This window comes from Candidatus Kuenenia stuttgartiensis (assembly GCF_900232105.1).
GTDB classification, from domain to species: domain Bacteria; phylum Planctomycetota; class Brocadiia; order Brocadiales; family Brocadiaceae; genus Kuenenia; species Kuenenia stuttgartiensis_A.
The window spans coordinates 2467030-2487460 of record NZ_LT934425.1 but is presented as its reverse complement, the minus strand read 5'-3'; the positions used below and the strand labels follow the sequence as shown (position 1 = coordinate 2487460).

31 protein-coding genes are annotated in these 20431 nt (G+C 38.5%); 3 read left to right on the top strand and 28 right to left on the bottom strand.

The annotated features are described in order from the left end of the window. Window positions 1–14 precede the first annotated feature (14 nt). The 12 genes from KSMBR1_RS11500 to KSMBR1_RS11435 all read right to left on the bottom strand — a co-directional run bounded on the left by KSMBR1_RS11500 (window position 15) and on the right by KSMBR1_RS11435 (window position 10213). Entirely contained in the window at window positions 15–1175 is a 1161-nt protein-coding gene (locus KSMBR1_RS11500) for a DegT/DnrJ/EryC1/StrS family aminotransferase (RefSeq protein WP_099325462.1), read from the bottom strand. A 22-nt stretch (window positions 1176–1197) separates the two neighbouring features. Next, window positions 1198–2190, bottom strand: a complete 993-nt coding sequence (locus tag KSMBR1_RS11495) for a GHMP family kinase ATP-binding protein (RefSeq protein WP_099325461.1) — start codon at window positions 2188–2190, stop codon at window positions 1198–1200. Further along, window positions 2187–2897 carry a nucleotidyltransferase family protein gene (locus KSMBR1_RS11490; RefSeq protein WP_099325460.1) on the bottom strand — a complete coding sequence of 237 codons (711 nt, stop codon included), beginning with the start codon at window positions 2895–2897 and terminating at the stop codon, window positions 2187–2189. The genes KSMBR1_RS11495 and KSMBR1_RS11490 overlap by 4 nt, the downstream gene beginning before the upstream one ends. A gap of 5 nt (window positions 2898–2902) precedes the next feature. Further along, window positions 2903–4759 carry an ABC transporter ATP-binding protein gene (locus KSMBR1_RS11485; RefSeq protein ID WP_099325459.1) on the bottom strand — a complete coding sequence of 619 codons (1857 nt, stop codon included), beginning with the start codon at window positions 4757–4759 and terminating at the stop codon, window positions 2903–2905. Between the two features lie 434 nt (window positions 4760–5193). Further along, a complete protein-coding gene (locus tag KSMBR1_RS11480; protein ID WP_099325458.1) occupies window positions 5194–5472 on the bottom strand; it encodes a DUF5647 family protein in 279 nt (92 codons plus the stop codon). Between the two features lie 35 nt (window positions 5473–5507). Further along, window positions 5508–5723 (bottom strand): DUF7718 family protein, encoded by a 216-nt coding sequence (locus tag KSMBR1_RS11475; protein WP_099325457.1) that lies wholly within the window; start codon window positions 5721–5723, stop codon window positions 5508–5510. Between the two features lie 185 nt (window positions 5724–5908). Then, complete coding sequence (locus tag KSMBR1_RS11465; protein ID WP_261341101.1) at window positions 5909–6142, bottom strand: UPF0175 family protein; 234 nt, start codon at window positions 6140–6142, stop codon at window positions 5909–5911. Between the two features lie 28 nt (window positions 6143–6170). Further along, the gene (locus KSMBR1_RS11460; RefSeq protein WP_099325454.1) at window positions 6171–6455 is read right to left on the bottom strand and encodes a hypothetical protein; all 285 of its coding nucleotides are present in this window, start codon (window positions 6453–6455) and stop codon (window positions 6171–6173) included. 1319 nt (window positions 6456–7774) lie between these two features. Then, a complete protein-coding gene (locus KSMBR1_RS11450; RefSeq protein WP_099325453.1) occupies window positions 7775–8779 on the bottom strand; it encodes an Rpn family recombination-promoting nuclease/putative transposase in 1005 nt (334 codons plus the stop codon). A 119-nt stretch (window positions 8780–8898) separates the two neighbouring features. Beyond that, a complete protein-coding gene (locus tag KSMBR1_RS11445; RefSeq protein ID WP_099325452.1) occupies window positions 8899–9279 on the bottom strand; it encodes a four helix bundle protein in 381 nt (126 codons plus the stop codon). Window positions 9280–9446: 167 nt separating this feature from the next. Continuing rightward, window positions 9447–9950, bottom strand: coding sequence for a PIN domain-containing protein (locus KSMBR1_RS11440; protein WP_099325451.1), 504 nt, complete (start codon window positions 9948–9950; stop codon window positions 9447–9449). Beyond that, complete coding sequence (locus tag KSMBR1_RS11435; protein WP_157820543.1) at window positions 9950–10213, bottom strand: UPF0175 family protein; 264 nt, start codon at window positions 10211–10213, stop codon at window positions 9950–9952. The genes KSMBR1_RS11440 and KSMBR1_RS11435 overlap by 1 nt, the downstream gene beginning before the upstream one ends. Window positions 10214–10980: 767 nt before the next feature. Between KSMBR1_RS11435 and KSMBR1_RS22020 the strand changes: the two genes are divergently transcribed. Continuing rightward, window positions 10981–11616 (top strand): IS630 family transposase, encoded by a 636-nt coding sequence (locus KSMBR1_RS22020; RefSeq protein WP_197705180.1) that lies wholly within the window; start codon window positions 10981–10983, stop codon window positions 11614–11616. Next, window positions 11607–12017: a transposase gene (locus tag KSMBR1_RS23470; RefSeq protein ID WP_197705418.1), complete on the top strand. Its 411-nt coding sequence runs from the start codon at window positions 11607–11609 to the stop codon at window positions 12015–12017. The genes KSMBR1_RS22020 and KSMBR1_RS23470 overlap by 10 nt, the downstream gene beginning before the upstream one ends. A gap of 9 nt (window positions 12018–12026) precedes the next feature. On the opposite strand, the gene KSMBR1_RS11420 is transcribed toward KSMBR1_RS23470, so the two are convergent. Then, window positions 12027–12227, bottom strand: coding sequence for a hypothetical protein (locus KSMBR1_RS11420; RefSeq protein ID WP_099325449.1), 201 nt, complete (start codon window positions 12225–12227; stop codon window positions 12027–12029). 307 nt (window positions 12228–12534) lie between these two features. On the opposite strand from KSMBR1_RS11420, the gene KSMBR1_RS11415 reads away from it, so the two are divergent. After that, entirely contained in the window at window positions 12535–12681 is a 147-nt protein-coding gene (locus KSMBR1_RS11415) for a transposase (protein WP_099325448.1), read from the top strand. 378 nt (window positions 12682–13059) lie between these two features. Here KSMBR1_RS11415 and KSMBR1_RS11405 read toward each other — a convergent pair whose 3' ends face one another. From KSMBR1_RS11405 to KSMBR1_RS23460, 15 genes are all read right to left on the bottom strand, one after another. Then, the gene (locus KSMBR1_RS11405; RefSeq protein WP_099325447.1) at window positions 13060–13263 is read right to left on the bottom strand and encodes a hypothetical protein; all 204 of its coding nucleotides are present in this window, start codon (window positions 13261–13263) and stop codon (window positions 13060–13062) included. 316 nt (window positions 13264–13579) lie between these two features. Beyond that, window positions 13580–13870, bottom strand: coding sequence for a hypothetical protein (locus tag KSMBR1_RS22010; RefSeq protein ID WP_197705179.1), 291 nt, complete (start codon window positions 13868–13870; stop codon window positions 13580–13582). 21 nt (window positions 13871–13891) lie between these two features. Continuing rightward, a complete protein-coding gene (locus KSMBR1_RS22005; RefSeq protein WP_197705178.1) occupies window positions 13892–14191 on the bottom strand; it encodes a transposase in 300 nt (99 codons plus the stop codon). Window positions 14192–14442: 251 nt separating this feature from the next. Further along, entirely contained in the window at window positions 14443–14577 is a 135-nt protein-coding gene (locus KSMBR1_RS23465) for a DUF433 domain-containing protein (protein ID WP_099325446.1), read from the bottom strand. 73 nt (window positions 14578–14650) lie between these two features. Beyond that, entirely contained in the window at window positions 14651–14842 is a 192-nt protein-coding gene (locus KSMBR1_RS11390) for a hypothetical protein (RefSeq protein ID WP_099325445.1), read from the bottom strand. Next, complete coding sequence (locus KSMBR1_RS11385) at window positions 14826–15287, bottom strand: PIN domain-containing protein (protein ID WP_099325444.1); 462 nt, start codon at window positions 15285–15287, stop codon at window positions 14826–14828. Before KSMBR1_RS11385 ends, KSMBR1_RS11390 begins: the two co-directional genes overlap by 17 nt. A gap of 161 nt (window positions 15288–15448) precedes the next feature. After that, complete coding sequence (locus KSMBR1_RS21010; protein ID WP_157820542.1) at window positions 15449–15625, bottom strand: phosphoheptose isomerase family protein; 177 nt, start codon at window positions 15623–15625, stop codon at window positions 15449–15451. Continuing rightward, window positions 15622–15933 (bottom strand): hypothetical protein, encoded by a 312-nt coding sequence (locus tag KSMBR1_RS21005; protein ID WP_164995626.1) that lies wholly within the window; start codon window positions 15931–15933, stop codon window positions 15622–15624. Before KSMBR1_RS21005 ends, KSMBR1_RS21010 begins: the two co-directional genes overlap by 4 nt. Window positions 15934–16734: 801 nt before the next feature. Beyond that, window positions 16735–16899, bottom strand: a complete 165-nt coding sequence (locus KSMBR1_RS11375) for a type II toxin-antitoxin system RelE/ParE family toxin (protein WP_230405822.1) — start codon at window positions 16897–16899, stop codon at window positions 16735–16737. 158 nt (window positions 16900–17057) lie between these two features. Then, window positions 17058–17996 carry an ISAzo13 family transposase gene (locus KSMBR1_RS11370; protein WP_099325441.1) on the bottom strand — a complete coding sequence of 313 codons (939 nt, stop codon included), beginning with the start codon at window positions 17994–17996 and terminating at the stop codon, window positions 17058–17060. Continuing rightward, the gene (locus KSMBR1_RS21000; protein ID WP_157820540.1) at window positions 17990–18157 is read right to left on the bottom strand and encodes a hypothetical protein; all 168 of its coding nucleotides are present in this window, start codon (window positions 18155–18157) and stop codon (window positions 17990–17992) included. The genes KSMBR1_RS11370 and KSMBR1_RS21000 overlap by 7 nt, the downstream gene beginning before the upstream one ends. Window positions 18158–18194: 37 nt before the next feature. Further along, window positions 18195–18548: a hypothetical protein gene (locus KSMBR1_RS11365; RefSeq protein WP_099325440.1), complete on the bottom strand. Its 354-nt coding sequence runs from the start codon at window positions 18546–18548 to the stop codon at window positions 18195–18197. 468 nt (window positions 18549–19016) lie between these two features. Beyond that, window positions 19017–19301 (bottom strand): type II toxin-antitoxin system MqsA family antitoxin, encoded by a 285-nt coding sequence (locus KSMBR1_RS11360; RefSeq protein WP_099325439.1) that lies wholly within the window; start codon window positions 19299–19301, stop codon window positions 19017–19019. Between the two features lie 10 nt (window positions 19302–19311). Then, window positions 19312–19530 carry a DUF4258 domain-containing protein gene (locus KSMBR1_RS11355; RefSeq protein WP_261341100.1) on the bottom strand — a complete coding sequence of 73 codons (219 nt, stop codon included), beginning with the start codon at window positions 19528–19530 and terminating at the stop codon, window positions 19312–19314. Between the two features lie 252 nt (window positions 19531–19782). Continuing rightward, window positions 19783–19944: a UPF0175 family protein gene (locus tag KSMBR1_RS23460; RefSeq protein WP_099327039.1), complete on the bottom strand. Its 162-nt coding sequence runs from the start codon at window positions 19942–19944 to the stop codon at window positions 19783–19785. Window positions 19945–20431 lie beyond the last annotated feature (487 nt).

Here is a 20431-nt window from a genome sequence, read left to right as displayed (position 1 = left end):
TTACTATTTCTCCTTTAAATCTGTTCCAATGTTTTATACAAATAATGTATTTTATCTCTTATATCGTAAGGATGATTCCCAACAAAAAATCCGTAGTCATGGGCTATATCGGCATTTTTTCTACTTACGACCTCGTAATCATAATATTTAATTACATCATGCCTTAAAAAGTTTCCACCGGTAATGATACGATGTTCGATATTTGCTGCCGTTAGTTTCTGCAATACTTTTTTTCTATCAATATTTAGTTTTGGATTAATAATCATTGTAAAACAGAACCACGAACTTTCTCCAATTTCTTTTTGTATTATAAATCTTTCATCATTGCCAAAAAGTTGCACAAAATGTCCTGCATTCTCTCTTCTGGTCTTCACAAAACTTTCTAATTTATCTAACTGTTTTCTGCCTGCAGCGCCATGGATTTCTCCTGGTCTTACATTATAACCAGGAAGAATGAATCTGTATGCCTCAAAAAAATCGTCCCCTCTCCTCTCGAAAATCGGACTATCTGCATCCTGCCCCCTTATCCAGCCGTGGTTTCTGATTGATTTCAGGAGATTGTAAATTTCTTTATCATTGGTTAAAACAAGCCCCCCTTCCATAGTTGAAATATGATGTGAAAAGAACGTGCTGAAGGTATTCACGAGTCCAAATGTCCCTGTATACTTACCATGAAACTTAGCGCCCATTGATTCGCAATTATCCTCAAAAAGAATGATATTATTTTCTTCACATAATTTTGTTATTTCATCAAACGGACAGGGATTCCCTAAAATACTTACCGCAACTATCATTTTGGTATCTTTAGTTAAGGCTTTTTTAAGCTCATCTATATCATAATTTAATGTGTTCAAATCAATATCAACGAATTTCAGTTTTAAGCCGTATTGTTGAAGTGGATGAAAAGTAGTTGCCCATGAAATACATGGTACGATTACTTCATCACCTCTTTTGAGGGGGTTTTCTTTTTTATAAAAAAATGAAGCCACCGCAATAAGATTCGCTGATGAGCCGGAATTTACCATAACGGCGTATTTCATACCAAAATATTTTGCAAATTTCTCTTCAAACTCCTTTACATGCCTTCCCATGGTATACATTCCAGACTCAATAATCTCTCGTATGGTTTGCTTTTCCTCTTCACTCCATGTTGAACTGGTAAGTTCGTATCTCATTATATTTTTCCTTATTCTTAACTTAAAAACCAGGTTGATACACCATTATTTCAGATCCCGAAAAATCAAACTTAAAGGGAACGTGCAAATATCCTTTTAATGCCTCTTTTACCCTAGCTTGATTTTCAGGTTCTACATAAAAAAGGATAAAACCTCCACTACCCGCCCCAAGCAATTTACCACCAACAGCCCCATTTTTAAGCGCTTTTTCATAAATAGCATCTATTTCACCATTGGTGATTTTTGTAGAAAGCCGTTTTTTTAATCTCCAGGATTCATTTAAAAGTTTTCCAAACTCAGCAAAATCACTTTTCCCTGAAACAAGTATTTTATACGCCGCATTGACTATCCCAGTCATTTCTGTTAACTCGTTCCTGTTTTTCTGCGTATTCTCGATCTGCTCTTTTGCTACTTCTGAAGAATTCCTTGATAACCATGTAAAAAAAAGCATGAACTTGTTTTCAAAACTTCTCAAAAGACTTTCTCGCATTATTATTGGCTTAACTAAAATCTCTCCATTTTGTAGAAATTCAATAATGTTCAGTCCTCCACAAGCAGCCCAAGCCTGATCCTGGGATCCCACATTTTCTTTTATTAAATTCTGTTCAATGTGTATTGCTTCTTTATAAAGGCTCTCTTTCGTTACGACTCTTCCTTCGAGCGCGTATAGAGTATTAAGAAGTCCTACGGTAAAGGCAGAGCTTGAACCCATACCAGAGCGAGCAGGAATATCTCCATCGTGATGAATTTCTAACCCATTTTTGATATTTAGGTATTTTAAGGTTTCTCTTACAGAAGGATGCTGAATTTCCTTCAGTTGATTTACCGTTTCCACTTTAGAATATACAATTCTGTGCTTATGACTAAAAAAGGGGGGAAGCTTTCGGCAGGTTATATAGCAATATTTATCAATTGCCACACCTAAAACTTTTCCCCCATTTTCCAAATACCATGCTGGATAATCTGTTCCGCCTCCAAAAAATGAAATCCGGTGCGGTGTTCGTGAAATAATCATCCGACTATTTCCTTAAAAATAAGCCCTATTTCTTTTTGTGCTTTTTTGTAATCTTCGGGTATTCCAATGTCTATAAAATAACTGTCACTAGAAAAAGCGGCTGGCTTGATTGCCTCTATATTTTTATGCAAAAAATCCATCTCAAACGAGAATTTATCTTTTTTCATATCAAAAGACTCAAAAATCTTTTTTTTAATAACATACACTCCGCCATTTATATAGCCAGCAGCCTTAAACGTTTTTTCTTCGAAATTAATTATTTTGCCTTCTTTTAATACCACCGTTCCGTACCTATCAAAATTATGCATAAGTTTTACTGCAATGGTTAAAATTGCGTCTTGTGCAAGATGAAATTCAATTAATTTTTTAAGTTCAAGGTAGAAAAATGTATCACCATTTAAAACTACAACATCATCTCCTTCCACCCATTTTAACGCTTCCTTTATAGCGCCGCCAGTTCCGAGAGGCTTATCTTCTATTACATATTCGATATCCAAATTTTTATACCTTAAACCAAAATAGTTTTTAATAATTTCATGTTTATATCCAACAGAAAGCAGGATTTTTCGAATATTCTGGCATAATAAATAATCCATTAGATAGGATAGAAATGGGCGGCCGTTTATATCCGCCATAGGTTTTGGAATATCTTTTATAACACTTTGAAGCCTTGTGCCATAACCACCTGCCAAGATGATAGCCTCCATGAATTCTATTTGTACTCCGTTGCCATAACCATCGATTTAAACTCCTGGCTTTTATCGAACAATTCGTCATACACCCCATAGTCAGTAATAGTACCATCTTTTATGAAATAAAGCAGATTGCAATTTTTTATAGTACTTAAACGGTGCGCAATAATTATTGTTGTTTTTTCCCCACGTAGGTTTTTTACTGTCTGCATAATTTCCCATTCCGTTTCGTTATCCAATGAAGCAGTGCCCTCATCCATCACCAGCACCTCAGGATTACGATACAATGCCCTGGCAATACCTATGCGTTGCCGTTGGCCACCTGAAAGACGAATGCCCCGCTCCCCTACAAAAGTACCAAGTTTATCAGGTAGATTATTAACGAATTCCTTAAGTTGCGCAGATTCAAGAACCGACCAGATTTGATCCTCATCGATTTGTTCATCAGGCAAACCAAAAGCTATGTTCCGCCGAATGGTGTCATCGGAGAGATATATGCTCTGTGGAATGTAACCTATTCGGCGTTGCCAATCTGATAAATTATCTTTCATAATTTTACCATCGACCAATACCTCTCCATGTGTTGGCGTAAGCAGGCCGATAATCACATCCACAAGAGTAGTCTTACCCGCCCCCGATGGACCAACAAATCCGATAGAATAGTGCTTTGGAATTACGAGCGAAATACCGTTAAGAACAGCCTTCTCAGTATTGGGATATTGATAGGAAACGTTCTTAAGCTCTATTGCATTATCAAAGAAGGACTCTCCTGCGGGAAAGGAAACAGCAGGAGTTTTTGGTTTGTCCACTGTTTTTGCAATAACATCAGCAGGCGCCCTTTCAAATGAAGCAGGATGTTTATCGAAGGAAGTGAGTTCATTATAAACTATTTCAACCGAAGAACTGTTGTAGCGCATCAGTGTGGCGGCTGCAAAGATGCGGTTCATAGATGGTATGATTCGAAAAGCAGCCATTGCAAATAATGACAATGTGGGTATGATCGATCCCAAATCTTTATTCTGAGCCATCATTAATAGCATTATCAGGAACATACTCAAAATGCATATCGTCTCCAGAAATGGGCGAGGGAGTTGATTAATCACATAGAGAAATCTTTCTGCATTAACATATCCCTTGCTGTTTTTATTGTATTCATTAGCAAAGAACCCTTCCCTCCCCAGCACCTTGGTTTCCTTTATCCCGCCCAAACCCTGAGTAACCCAGCGGACCATCTGTTCGCCGAAATGATGCCTCATCTCACCGAGCTTCCCGATCTTTTTCCGAATTAACTTATAAAAAAAAATTGTAATAATGCCCAACACGCTTACTGCAATTATAGACGGCAGTGGTTTTAATATAATGAGTAGGCAAAGGATAGACAGAGTAGTTATTATTTCAATCACGAACATTATCGCATAAAGCAGAAAACCACTAAAAAGCGTAGAAACCGTAACGTTGATTTTATGCAATAATTCTGCGGTATTCCTTTGCACATGAAAGGTATAGGGCTGATTAAGATAGAAAACAAATAAACGGTGGGCAAACAATATCTGTTTATTATAAATGAATCTTGATTGTGCATAAGCCAATAAAACCAGGAAGACATTTTTGAGTAAATAAAATGCAATCAATCCTATTACAGCCCAAATTAAGAATTCTTTCAAGGACCCCATACCCATGAAAACATAAAACCAATGCAAGATTCTATAAGAGTGGATAACTTCCGGATTTTTAAGTATCGAAATAAAGGGGTACATTAGCCCCACCCCAAATGTCTCAAATAAGGCGCTTACAAGTATTAAAATAAACAGGGCAAATATCTGTAGCTTTTCTCTGCGGTTAAATAAATATAAAAATTTAGAAAAAATAGTTTTCATTTAGATGGCCTAACCCGAACGAGCCGGAAGAGAAAATTGTTCCACGCAAAGACGCAAGGGGCACAAAATTTCAAAAGATTATTTTCCCCCTTCTCAACCTGGTCTTGCAAAAAACCACAGAACCTCTTAATTCCCCTTATAAATTCATCCCATCTCATAGAATATCTCCCCTTTTTTAGTCCTACGTCTTTTTCTTCTTTTCCCGTTCCAAAACTACTTGAATTAATTTCAAAACAGCATCTTTAATGTGATAGCCAGGACAAGAAGACAATGGATGGCGTATAAACACGTCCATTCAAAATATGGATTTATAAGCAGCAGTTTCATTTTCCACCTCGTGTTTTTCAAAGCCAAGCATGCCGCTTTTCTCTACAATTCTCTTTTTATCTATCACAGAGAAGCCCCTCTAAGATTTTCTCTATGGAGAAAAACACTTAATTCGCAACAGGTTCAAATTCTATTTTTTCTATTCTTGACAAAACCTTAGGGCGAATATTTTTGATCAGTATATATACCACCCGCCCACCATCCGCTTCGATGTTTTTTCCCAATTGAAGATTAAATCTCTTTAATTCTTTGTCAAATTCAGGCAAAAGCACAACCTTTGCATCCAGTGGTATCTTTGTTTCAACTTCCGGATGTTCAAACAAATACCTGCTAAACTCAGCGCTTAGCTCAATATTGCGCTCTATCATTTCTTTTTCCTTGCACATCACCCCTCCTCCAAAAATCTCTTTTTGTAATACTCTCAATTAGATTTTAGATCATTTTCAGCAAAAGTTAATGCACTGTTATTGTCTTGATTAAATAAAGGTGTTTTCTTTACATCTCCATTGACACTCATCAAATCCCCATGTACAAATCCACGAGCAGTATCATATCTGACAACAGGACACCATTTATCATTAATTCTTGTCTTATATGGTACCCTGAAAAATACTATCTTTCCTCCCTCATGTCTCATGAATATGCCGATGTCTGTATCTATCGTTGATTACAATCATTATGACATATTCTATTTTTTTGGCAGCCATATCTTCACAAAATTCCTCTGTCTGAATATCCACATTCTCAGCAAACTGTAGTCTTGTAGAAGGTTTATCTCTCCTATCAGGGCAAAGTTTGACAGGACATTGTTGTCCATAAGTATCATTCAGCACTTTCCCTGGTACCTCTTGCAGCTATCCCTTCGGCTACTATTTCTTCTATCGTTTCTACACCTATCCTGACAGGTATGCCTTTTGATAAAAGTTGCCCTCTCAGCTTAACCGGGTGAATCCCCAATAGTTCTGCCGCTTTTCCAGGATTTATCTCTCCGTCAATATAGGCGCCTACTATCAATTTCTCCCTTAATTCAGGCTCTTTATTCAAAAGTTCAGCAATAGCATTGGGAATTACAGGGACATCATACTTAATTCAGGAGAGGCTTCTTTTCCTTTTGAGACCTCTTTGGGCCAGGTTTTTGCTTATGGAGTATTCTTCCATGGGCATTTTCAAGCTGGACTAAAAAACTGTTAGCGCCAGGAAGTCTTCCGGTTCGTTCATGACATCTAACCTCTTCGACTTCTTCTTCCGATAGACCGCTGGTAAGAAAATCGTCCCACTTGCCAAACATCTCAAGCAACGGCTCTACATGCACAAGACGGTCATCTCTCCCAGCAAGGGTGGTACAGTCATTCCTGCCTGTATTTCGCACAGGCAAAATGCCTGTGCCAACCCGTATAGGCAGGCAGCTTGTGTATTAAATATCACAAGCAGTATGCTTGTGTTACATTGTGCAGATAATTACAAAAAATCGGGAATGCACCTCCCAGCAATGTGTGCCGGTGCACTACTCCATCGGTACTCCTGTAGTTTCTTAACTAATTTTGCTCTCACCGGATTCAGTTCAACATAGCGTGCGGCTAAGTACAAATGGGTTTTGTCTATTAAGGAAGAGGCAAAACGTCCTTGTGACAGGCGCCCTCTCCAGCCTTCCCGGAAGTTTACGCGACTTGTGTAGCGTCGATGCACTTATCCAATCGCCTGACTAAGCGCATTTCCAGAGGACGGACCCCAATCAGGTGTACATGGTTTGGTAGCAAGCAATATGCACATATTTCAATGTCCCAGCGCCTACACCACTGAGACATCAAGTATATGTAGCCTCACAATCCTAGTCGCAGAAGAATGCCTGCAAATGTCGACTTCCTCGTTGAGTAATATGATGTGGCGTTTCCGGAACTACCATATGCGCAATTCTGGACATGAACACCTCTTAACTATTTTAATAATGAAGTCAATAATTTATGTATGGTGTCCCCAGAACTAAAAGGAATCTTTTTCAGTTCAGCTTTCGGCCTTCCTTTTACCATTAGCAACAAAAGTTTTAATATCTACTGGATTTTTAAATCTAGTATAGCGTTTCATTAGAATATCTACATTGATACCGTCATTGCGAGCGACAGCGAAGCAATCTTAAGTCTTTTGGGAACAAGAGATTGCTTCGTCGCTCCACTCCTCGCAATGACATTTTTTACGTACACATTTTAACGAAACGATGTACGAGAAACCGGAGTTTGGGAGCAAGTCGGTATTAAACGATAATATTTACGCTGAACAGTTACTCTGTAAGAGCAAAACGCTCCTCACAGGGGAATTCTTTCGAAAGTTCAAACAGTTCCATAGCAAGTGCATAAGCTTTCTGATACACCCGGAAGTCAGAGGGCAGAGACTAGAAGTCAGAAGTCGGAAGTCAGGGGTCGGAGGGCAGAAGTCGGAGGTCTGCGGTCGAGTCTTTTTTTCTAATGAGTTGACCAGTGAATTTAGTTCTTTTCCATATTTCATGGATAAGATATGAGGTAATAGTTCACCGTAAAGGGCGCGGATAACACGGAGAAAACAAATACCCGTGGGCACCTGCATAATTTTCTGTTTTTATCTCCTAAAAACCTCTGCGATTGTTCGATTGAGCTCACGACGAAGTCCCAGCGTTCTCTGCGGCAAGCTAAATTGTTACGATATGAGTTTTTCATGTTAGAGCAATTTTTCAATTTCTTCCATATTCTTTGATATTTTCACCGCCTCTTTTATTGCCTCCAGTTTCTCTATTACTACTATTTTACTGATACGTTCCAGAAGCCTTAAACCTTCAACGCCATACTTTAGCTCCAAACCAATCTCTATCGCTTCTTTTAGGCCTTCTATCCGGCCTTCTACTCTACCTTCTACTTTACCTTCTACTTTACCTTCCGCCCTACCGGCCATTTTGCCTTTTTCTATTAATCTGGCTGCTATTGTCATGCTTAATCTACCTCCTTCTTCCGATATCTCTTTTAGGGTATCTATTACCCTTTCTTCCTCTATATCCGACGCATAGTACAAATACCTGATCACACTTTCCAGAAACTTTAATCCTTCACCCTCTTCAAAATACTGCTTCCCTATTTCAAAGAATGCCTTTAGCTTGTCTCCCAGAATTTTGTCATTATATATATTCCTCATTAATAACATGGTTATTTGAAGGGATACCCTTCTAAATGCCCTGTCCTTTATTTCCTCATTACTATAACAACTCAGATCCGTCAGCAGATATTCAAATTCCGGTATAAATCTAAAGAATACCTCGTCTATCCCTTCAAAATAGTCTCTGAATCTCCTGACTTTCCACGCATCTTTGCCATGATACAATATCACCGGAATTACCGGCATGAGCCTTTGTGACTGCTTGCTGTTTGCTTCCCATATCTTTAAAAGGTATTTCATCAACTGTAGATACGGACATGCTACGGCATAACTCTTGTGCTCGAATAAAAGGGTTATCCGGAGTTCTTTGTCTTTACAGAAACAGGTATATACAATGTCTGAGAAATGTTCTTTTAGTTCTTCGTCGATATATGAATTATTATCCTGTGTTAAAGTGGATAAATCCAGCTTTTTCAAAATTTCAGGGGGAAATGTTCCCTGGAGAAAATCGATTACATTTTTCTTTATGGAAAAGGTCTCTTTGAAAAATTTGTCGTGTGGATTGATTATTTCCATTGATGCTCTTTCTGTAACATTTATCTTTTGATTCGTTAATTGGTTTTAATCTGAGGTCATAGGTCAGAAGTCAGAGATCAGAGACCAGAGACCAGAGGTCAGAGGTCAGAGGTCAGAGATCAGGGGGCGGAGATCAGAAACGGCTTTGGATTATTGATCATACTCCCAAGCATTTTTCCAACTTCTAAGCAAATAGACGTCAGCTCCTTATGATGTTTGTCCGTAATGTAGTTGCAGTCTCGTGCAAAGTCTAACCATGTATCTGTTTCACTGTTTTCTCCGTCACAGTCTGTAAGTTTGCTTACAAAATGTGCAGGGTAACGCCTTTTTGCCCAAGCTTCTCTCAGGTTGGCGCAGACTGATCTTGATGATCGGCGTATTTGATCTGTAAGAGCAAAACGCTCCTCACAGTGGAATTCTTTCGAAAGTTCAAACAGTTCCATAGCAAGTGCATAAGCTTTCTGATACACCCGCAAATCCTTAGCTGATTCAATTTTCATATTATCCAGAGGCCTGAAGTCAGAGGTCAGAGGTCTGCATTAGAACGGTTGAGTCGTTAAGACGTTAAATGGTTGATTAGATAATAAACAGTTGGCAGTTTGGCCGTGAGCGGTCAAAGGTCAAAAACAGGCTGACAAGCTGACAAGCATGCAAGATTTATTAAAAATCAGGATGACATCTTACTCTCTACATCTTTTTTAAACTGCTCAATAAGTTTCTCGCCTATCCAGAAGCCGTTCAACCGTAACTTATTTATCTCATGGATTGGTTCTTTTATTAAGCCTTTCGTCCATGCAAATCTAATAACACCAACTGTGCCAATCATTTTCAGATTAACAGTCCTTGCAAAATTACGTGGCTCTCTGTTGTCAAGTAAAAGAATGCTTTTTTTAATCTCCTGTCCCAGCGTTATAACTTCGGCTTCGCCTTCATCAAGAATGGTCTGCAATACTTCAACTTCTGGCCTGTTTTTCACAGAAACAACTCTTATCCATTCTTTACATGCCTCCTCTATTACATTCGCTCCCTGTTTTCCTCTTCCTTCTACAACAACTTCCTTATACACAGCCTCAGGAATAACTATTTCCGACCATAATTTTCTTAAGATATGCAGTTGTTCAATTCCCACAAGTCCTATTAATGGAGAAGCATTGGAAATAACAACAGGCATTATGATAATTCCCTGATTGTTTCTAAATCTTCCTCATACTCAGCCAAATCATAATGCAAAGGGATTTTCCTTTCTCTTAAAAATTCCAGAAAGTCCCATACTGATAACCCTGAAAATTGTCTTGCCTGACCAAAACTTAAAAGTTTTTTTTCAAAAAAATAAACTGAAAGTTCTTTTTTTAGCGTTTCACTTACTTCACTTTCACGCAAACCAAGCGCTTTTATCACTCTTTCTGGTATTTCTATATCATATTTAACAGGCATATAGCACATTCCCCATTTATAAAAAGTAAGGCGGAAAACTGGCAAAGGGTAAATAGTTCAAATTCGAGGTAAGTGGGCAAAGATCGGAAGTCAGAAGCCAGAGGTCAGAGGTCTGCATTAGAACGGTTGATTCGTTAAGACGTTAAATGGTTGATTAGATAATAAACAGTTGGCAGCGAGCGGTCAAAGGTCAAAACAGGCTGACAAGCGGACAAGCATGCAAGATTTATTAAAAATCAGGATGACATCTTACTCTCTACATCAAAGGCAATATTCTTCACGTCAATACGAGGATCGGAAGCTTCCGAATCTCTTCCGCTATGAGGTGATGTCCCTTACACTCCTTGTCGTCGTAAGCTATGTCAATATCATTCGTTTTAGTAAAAAGGAAACAGTGCCTGGACTCCGTCCCTCTCAGTTACATGGATATCATATGTGTAACTTATTATATTGCGGTACTTATGAATAACTTGCCCGCCTGCCAGTGAAACGAGATTGTCGCTCCATGTTAGACGTCACCCTTACAGTCCGTTTACCTATGCGCGTGGCAGTAAAGAATTGTTTGAATTGTTAAACGTTTAGAATTTCAAACGTTTGGCATAATAAACACTTCTTCGGGGATTGTCAATCCAGAAATGGGAAAACTTGTTAAATAGTTGAAGTCTGAGGTCTGGGACAAATTGAGTAGCGATAGTAAAAAGCATTTATTTTTAGAAGAACCTGTTTTTTTCTTGCATTTGAATTGTTTCTAGAGTATTAAATTCTGCATGAATCCATTTCTCAGTGAAAAAACCCGAATAGAATTTAAAAAAGCACATAAGAAAGAGCCTCATAGACGTCATGCCGACCGAATCAAAGCTATACTTCTTCTTGATTCAGGATGGAGTTATGAAGAAGTAGCAGAGGCGCTCTTGTTAGACGATCAAACAATCAGGAATTACGAAAAACTATACAAAGATAAAGGTTTTGACGGGCTTTTATCTGACAATTATATTGGCTGTGTGCCAAAACTCACCTGCGAACAAGAAGAACAATTAAAAGATCATATCAGGAAAAACAACTATAGTGCGGCAAAAGAAATTGTTGAATATGTAAAACAGACATTCAATAAAATCTATACACCCGAAGGAATGGTACATACCCTCGATAGATTAGGCTTTACTTACAAGAAAACTACAATAGTTCCAGGCAAAGCAAACCCTGAAAAACAAAAAGAATTTATCGAAAACTACAAACAACTCAAAGAAGAGAAAGCCCCCGGAGATAAGATACTTTTTATGGATGGAGTTCATCCACAGCACAATTCTACGTCTGCATATTGCTGGATAGAGAAAGGCAAAAAGAAGGAAATACCCTCTAATACCGGCAGGAAAAGAATAAATTTAAACGGGCTATTGACATAGAAACCTTTGAAGTAACAATCCGGGAAGATGAAAGCATCAATGCTCAATCAACAATAAAGCTTTTCCATGAAATAGAGTCAAGGTATGCTCAAGCCGGTACTATTTACATAATCTCTGATAATGCTAAATATTACAGGTCTAAATTGGTCAAAGAATACCTTGCAAATTCGAGAATAAAGATCAAATTTCTCCCTTCCTATTCGCCCAATTTAAATCTCATTGAAAGATTATGGAAATTCTTTCGCAAAAAAATATTGTATAACAAGTATTATGATACTTATGAGAAGTTTAAAAACAAATGTTTAAGTTTTTTCAAAAATATTAACGAGTATACAGATGAATTGTCTACTCTTTTAACTGAAAATTTTCAAATTATTGGCGAGCAAATTTCGAAAATCTGATTTGTTTGACTATATCTCTATTGTCTCGCTAAACGCCGCTATTTTATCTAACGATGGCTTCCCGTACAAATTTTCAATATCTTTCATTTCTTCCTTTGAAATCAAAGGTATATTTTTAAGAAATATCTCCACAATTTCTTCGTGCAAAACCTCTCTTACCGCTTCTTTAATAAGTTTATAAAGTTCTTCTTTTTCTGTAATAACTTTCATGAAGCTAATCCTCCCGTTAATCTTATTTAATTTTATCTTGGAAAAAGGAGACACATCCCACTTATTGAGAATTCATGGGACGCCATACTTAATTTTGGAGATGCTTCTTTTCCTTTTGAGACCTCTTTGGGCCAGGTTTTTGCTTATGGAGTATTCTTCCAGGAGCATTTTCAAGCTGGACTAAAAAACTGTCAGCGCCAGGAGGTCTTCCGGTTCGCCCATGACATCGAACCTCTTCGACTTCTTCTTCCGATAGACCGCTGGTAAGAAAATCGTTACAAACATCTAATCACAAGACGGTGCAATAATGCTAAATATTACAGGTCAGTTGGTCAAAGAATACCTTGCAAATTCGAGAATAAAGATCAAATTTCTCCCTTCCTATTCGCCCAATTTAAATCTCATTGAAAGATTATGGAAATTCTATTCGCAAATTATGGAAAATATTGTATAACAAGTATTATGATACTTATGAGAAGTTTAAAAACAAATGTTTAAGTTTTTTCAAAAATATTAACGAGTATACAGATGAATTGTCTACTCTTTTAACTGAAAATTTTCAAATTATTGGCGAGCAAATTTCGAAAATCTGTATATTTACGTGTTACGCATAAAACCAGTGTATTATTATTCAATCTAACTCCTATTCTATATTCCCCAATACGAATCCGGTAATATGGTTTGTTATTTTTTAACTTTCTTAAATTCTTCACTTTGTCTATATCAGGTAATTTGGGAATATCTTCGAAAACCATAGTTTTAATCTTCTCATAATAATGGGAACCTTTTAGCGCTCCCAAATCCTTTATAAAACTTGATATATACTCCGTCTTCATTTCTTTTCAAGTTCATTTAATGCCTTTTCCAGGCTCATAGACGCTTCATTTTCAACCTCATTCATTGCCAGAACTAATCCTTCATCTTCAACCCAATCAAGAAAACGTTGATAATCATCAAAATCCATAATTATTTTGGTAATGTGCCCTTTAGAATCTGTTATAAATTCTTTTGCAAATGGAAGGGTTTTTGTTTTCATCGTTTTTTCTCCAATAAATTTTTATTACCATCAAGTCAATTAACACTAAGGCAATCATACTTATCAACCTTTGACGAATTCAGGGACGCCATACTCAATTTTGGAGATGCTTCTTTTCCTTTTGAGACCTCTTTGGGCCAGATTCTTGCTTATGGAGTATTCTTCCAGGAGCATTTTCAAGCTGGACTAAAAAACTGTCGGGTGCATTCCCGATTGTTTGTAAGCGTTCATGGAGTCGGGGCAAAACAACCCTGACAGGGTTTGAAACCCTGTCAGGGTTAACACTACTGCAACGTTTCATAAAACATGGCGGAAATCACAAAAAATCGGGAATACACCCAAAACTGTCGGCGCTAAGAGGTCTTCCGGCTCGCTCATGACATCGGGCCTTTTCAACTTCTCCTTCCGATAGACCTCTGGAAAGAAACTCGTCCCACTTGCCAAACATCTCAAACAACGGCTCTACAGGCACAAGACGGTCATCTCTCCCAGCAATGTGCGCGGATGCGCTACCCCATCGGTGCCCCTGCAGTTTCTTAACTAATGTTGCTCTCACCAGATTCAGTTCAGCATAGCGTGCGGCTAAGTACAAATGGGTTTTGTCCATTGGGAAAGAGGCAAAACGTCCTTACCACAGGCGTCCTCTCCAGCCTTCCCGGAAGTTTACGCGGCGTGTGTAGCGTCGATGCGCTTCTCCAATCGCCTGACTAAGCGCATTTTCAGAGGGCGGAACCGCAATCAGGTGTACATGGTTTGGCAGCAAGCAATATGCACATATTTCAATGTCCCAGCGCCTACACCACTGAAACGTCAAGTTTATGTATACCTCATAATCCTCGTCGCATAAGAATGTCTGCAAACGTCGTTTTCCTCGTTGAGTAATATGATGTGACGTTTCCGGAACTACCATATGCGCAATTCTGGACATGAACACCTCTTAACTATTTTAATAATGAAGTCAATAATTTATGTATGATGTCCCCAGAACTATCAATTGCACTGGAAACTTTGTTTCCAGTGCGGGTCTGACTTGACAAATTACAAACTGTCTTAACCCTGTGATTTTATTCCCTATCTATCAGCAAACAGGCGAGAAACCGGAGTTTCTCGAACAAATGCATTCCCAAACAGATACTTCACTATGTTCAGTACAAGGTTTGGGAACGAGCCGTGTATCGTCTACGCTGAATAGTTACCTTTTTTTAGATGAGGATGGTCTTCGATAATTTCATCAGGAGTTATACCACCGCCTAATTTACGGAGTATATGTTCCACAGTAATACGAGTACCTTTAATTACAGACTTCCCAAACATATCCTTTCATGTAAGTTCATTCCTCACTCCTCCTTTCATTATTTTCGCTGCAAGGTGAATCTTTCATTTTATGTTAATCCTCTCCTTTGATTTCTTCTATAATTTCTTCAAGGGGTTTTTTGTCGAATATCTTTGTTCTGTCTTTGGTGTAATCTCCATAACCTTTTTCGTATTCCAAAATGAATAGCGTTGCGCCGCTTGCTCCTAAGCGTTCAACGAGGGCGTCCCATCCTATCTCTTTAACCTCACTAATTGTCTTCGCCATATTGCATTACCTCCTCCAGAAATTTCAATATACTACAAACCTTCACTCTAAGCATTTCTGAGAATTCTTTGGCTCTTTTTATTATACCATCATCACAGGTAACAAAGTATTCGGCATTCTCATGCTCTGCCATAGCTATGTGCACGGCATCCATCCCCCTCATACCTAAACCAACAATCTCTTTCGCCCTCTCAGCCAGAGATTCAGAAAACTTTGCATGCGCCTTTGTCATGGCAAGGTATGTCTTAATCCTGATTCGTCTGTCAGGATCAGGCGTCATACCGTTTTCATATTCAAGGGCATCGGAGTTGATACTCGTTATTTTCCCATCTTCAATCCACTTAAGAATAATATAAAAAGCCCTTGCCTCAATCAAAACCCTCTCATTGCCCTGATCATCAAAGGGTCTGTTATACACGCAGTTATCAAAATAAACTTTTATCATACTCCATAATCCAGACTGATTATAAGAGGCTTGCTATTAAAATTTTGGCCCAGGAAGAGCCTTTGTTGAGGATAACCTTTTTTCTTCAACTATAAATATCAATTCTATGTTCACAATCAAGCTTGACGCTTTTGTATTCAAAAGGAAGAGGCCTTTGTTGCTCAAACTTCAGACAGTGTAATTACTCTGCACTTTTTAGATATGCCTACCCTAACCCTGCAGAGGATGTTCTCGGATCTGCCGGAACTGCTGATAGCAAAAACCACATCTCCTTCGCCCGCGAACATTTCAATCGGCATTTCAAGATTGTATGCCTTATCCGGATGCACAGCTTTCATGATTTCTTCATATCATCTTCCAGATATTTCATTATGGCATTTACAAAATAAACAGCATCAGATAAAGTGTCCTGAGCCCTTTCTTTTGAGATTGGTTTAGAGGTCTTGTAGGGGTGCATTCCCGATTTTTTGTGACTTCCGCCATGTTTTAATAAAACGTACAGTAGTGTTAACCCTGACAGGGTTTGAAACCCTGTCAGGGTTGTTTTGCCCCAACTCCATGAACACTTACAAAAAATCGGGAATGCTCCCAAAACTGTCGGCGCTAAGAGGTCTTCCGGCTCGCTCATGACATCGGTCCTTTTCAACTTCTCCTTCCGATAGACCTCTGGAAAGAAACTCGTCCCACTTGCCAAACATCTCAAGCAACGGCTCTCCATGCACAAGACGATCATCTCTCCCAGCAAGGGTGCATTCCCGATTTTTTGTAAATATAGTCAAAAAAATAAGGTTTTCGGAAGATGAATAATAAAATTTATTGCAAGGGTGGTACAGGCATTCCTGCCTGTATTCCGCACAGGCAAAATGTGCCACTAGGCTAAACACAAATGGGTTTTGTCTATTGGGAAAGAGGCAAAACGTCCTTGCCGCAGGTGGCCTCTCCAGCCTTCCCGGAAATTTACGCGATGTGTGTAGCGTCGATGCGCTTCTCCAATCGCCTGGCTAAGCGCATTTTCAGAGGGCGGAACCTAATCAGGTGTACATGGTTTGGCAGCAAGCAATATGCCCATATTTCAATGTCTGAGCGCCTACACCACTGAAACGTCAAGTCTATGTAGCCTCACAATCCTAGTCGCAGAAGAATGCCTGCATACGTCGACTTCCTCGTTGAGTAATATGATGTGGCGTTTCCGGAACTACCACACGAGCAATTCCGGACATGAACACCTCTTAACTATTTTAATAATGAAGTCAATAATTATGTATGGTGCCCCGGAACTTGAGCCACACTGACAGGTTCTCTATCTTCTTCGTAACTCACGATTACCCCTCCTGATTCTTCAATCGCATCAACTGGAGGGTCATCACAAAGAACACGTAAAAGAACATCCGCTTCAATATTAGAATGTTCTATAAAAATTTTTTGTCAAATGAGGTTCCGTCTCCGATTACAATACATTTCCCAAAAGCCTTGAGCCATGACAAATGGCAACAACCTCAATAAGTTCTCCTTTAATACGATAAACGATTCTGTAATTCTCATAAATCTTTTCTCGTAAATCTTCATCTCCATACTCAGGAACCATTCGTCCAGACTTGGGAAATTGAGGAATTGATTTAACAATGACATTTACTTTTCTCGCAAAAAGAGCAGCATAATATTTGCGATGTACTCACAAATTTCTTCAAAATCGGAGGCAGCCCGTGGAGACCATTTTATATTGTATGCCATTTAGACACTGTCCAAAAATAATTTGGTATTTTTATTAATTTAGTTAAGTGAAATTGTATAATTCCAATCTGGCAAGACACTGTGTTTGTTTATGTTTATTTCTTTCATTTGGTCATCAGTGATTTTGATTCCTTTTTGGTATTCTTTCTCGTTAAGAATGGTTTGTACGAGAAGACCCGCTGTTGTTGTAGTGCCAGCAATTAAACTTAGCATAACATCATAAGACCTCAAAGGATTCCCCTCCCAATTTTTACTGATAAAACTAAACAGACGATGTTCTACCGGATTCCATTTTGATGCTCCTGAGGGATAGTGGCAAATCCTGATGGAGAGTCCGTAAACTTTACAAATATTTTGATAAAGCGCATATTTCCACAACCGGGGACGAAATCCGTTGCTCCCTCCTGCGTCACAAAGAATAAGGAGTTCTTTTGCGCATGGATACCTCTTCCAACCAAATTCATCCAGCCAAATCTTAATTGACTCGACTGCAAATTCCGGTGTGTCATAGGACGTACCAACAATAACTGTCCCTAAATTAGTCAGCAATTCATAGATACCAAACGGACATCCAACACCAATTGCCTGAGAACGAAAATCATGGGCCAAAACTTCATTTACTATTTTTGTCCACGCCTTGCCCTCATTTCTGAAATTACCTATCAATTCCTTTTTCTTACTGTCAACACTGATTATTGGCTGACCAGAATCTTCAAAATACTTTTTTGTCTCATTAATAATTTCAAACTGTCTATTACGGTCCGGATGACGTGTCTCTGCTATCGTTTTGCGATTTACTCTCAGAGAATAATCCATGTCCTTAAGAAGCTTACTAACTGTTGTTGCACATACGCTTACACCTCTATCACCGCATTCTTTTTTTAGAGTACGTGTGCTTCTTCTCGTCCATATTTTTCCTTTACCCATTGGGTCTCCTGCAGTATCGCCCTCCATCAATTCTTCAAGAAGTTTTACCACATCAGTTTTTTTTTAATCGAAGAACGACCTGCACCAACCTTACGTATCCGTCCCGGTGTAATGTTCTTACTCGAAAGTTCCCGACGCCCCTTGGCAATTGTTTTTACATTTATGCCGGTTAGCAGTGAAAGTCTTAAATCGCCGCCATATCCCAGTTTCATTGATTCTAAACCAAGATAAAGCCGTTTCTGCCTTTCATCAAGTATAGGAAAGAAATGTCTGCAGGCAATCCGTAACCGCCTCACTCCCAAAGCCGGGAATTAATACATTTTCTTCCTTACAAGCACACAACATGATTGACTGTTTACGTCTGGCGAGTTGATCCGTACCTAACACCTTGGAGATATACAAATATTCTCCGGCAATCTGCTCGCGCAAGACTCTTCCAGATACCACTAATTGAGTCAGTGCATTAAAGACTCGCACATGTACCAGCGTTTGAAGCTCCGAGGCAAAACAACCTTCCATGAGATTTATTAATGATGGCCTCGAGAGTATATACAAGACTTCCTTGTTGAGAAAAATATATTTGATTGAAACTCCAAATGCCATATTTATTATAGCTTGCAAGTGTATCCAGTGTATGGTATTTGCCCTGCATGGGAATAACTCGCACGATGTCCGAGCGATTTTAGCTTCCTGAAAACCGTTGCTTTTGAAGTCGTTCCCAAAGCTTCTTTGATACTGTCCAGAGTTAAAACGACATCCTCTGCTGGAATAGTCCCAAGAGCTTGCGATGAGAATACTTAGCTAAACGCATAATGACACCTATTAGGATTAATGCGCCGGATAAAATACCGCTTAATCCTAATGCTATCATAATGGCTGGAGGGTGTCAATGCCTATATTTACTAGTTGTAACGGCTATTACCGTGACATACACAAAGACACTACAACGATACTATTGGTACTATACAATACCATGTTATTTGTGGTCGCTCCCAAAGGATGTATTTTTGATTTTTTAATTGTGCTTTTCATAAAAAACAGCTTCCTTTTATCTTATGCAATCTAATAGAACTAAACCTCTGTTTTTTCTTTATCAAATTTAATAGTAGGAACGGAAATTTTGGGGGCTTTTGCAATCCGTTCAGTATTTTCTAATAATCTTGTTATCCGTCGTCCTACATCCGCTTTTACTACTTTTTCACCGCATTGGGGACATACACCTGCCGGCACATCTTCCACAACAATAAGTTCACCTCGAATCCAGAAATCTTGTTTTATATATTTTTCTTCCATAGATGTATTGCAAATTTCACATTCTCCATAATCATATTCCTTTTTCCTATTCTTTATCTTCATGTTATCACCTCTAAAGTGCGTACGTTGTAATCAATAACAACTTTCCTGTGCTTTTAATCCTGCAGATAACTGCTATTTCTCTCCCATCCTTTGCAGGACAGACAATTTCATAACGTGTGCCTCTTGGGTCTCTAGTAAATTTACGTCTTATTTTACCATTAGCAATTGCCATTTCGATATCTGCAAAGATAAGGTTGTCATTCCCCATTTCCTCAAAAAAATGGGGGATAGTAAACTCGTATTCTTGCTTTACAACCTTTTGTCGAATCTTATGAATAATATTCAGGAACGACCCTTTTGTTTAGAAAATAAATGTTTCATAGTATGTTGATGCATCTTGCCCTATGAAAGTTCTTCTATTTCTTTATAAGGGTAAAGTGTACCATTCTTTACATGCCTCCGCTATTACATTTGCTCCCTGTTTTCCTCTTCCTTCTACAACAACTTCCTTATACACAGCCTTTGGAGATAACAACAGGCATTATGATAATTCCCTGATTGTTTCTAAATCTTCCTCATACTCAGCCAAATCATAATGCAAAGGGATTTTCCTTTCTCTTAAAAATTCCAGAAAGTCCCATACTGATAACCCTGAAAATTGTCTTGCCTGACCAAAACTTAAAAGTTTTTTTTCAAAAAAAATAAACTGAAAGTTCTTTTTTTAGCGTTTCACTTACTTCACTTTCACGCAAACCAAGCGCTTTTATCACTCTTTCTGGTATTTCTATATCATATTTAATAGGCATATAGCACATTCCCCATTTATAAAAAGTAAGGCGGAAAACTGGCAAAGGTCAGAGGTCAGAGGTCTGCATTAGAACGGTTGAGTCGTTAAGACGTTAAATGGTTGATTAGATAATAGACAGTTGGCAGTGAGCGGTCAAAGGTCAAAACAGGCTGACAAGCGGACAAGCATGCAATATTTATTAAAAATCAGGATGACATCTTACTCTCTACATCAAAGACAATATTCTTCACGCCGATACGATGATCGGAAGCTTCCGAATCTCTTCTTCTATAAGATAATGTCCCTTACACTCCTTGTCGCCGTAAGCTATGTCAATATCACTCGTTTTGGTAAAAAGAAAAACAGTGCCTGGACTCCGTCCCTCTCTGTTACATGGATATTA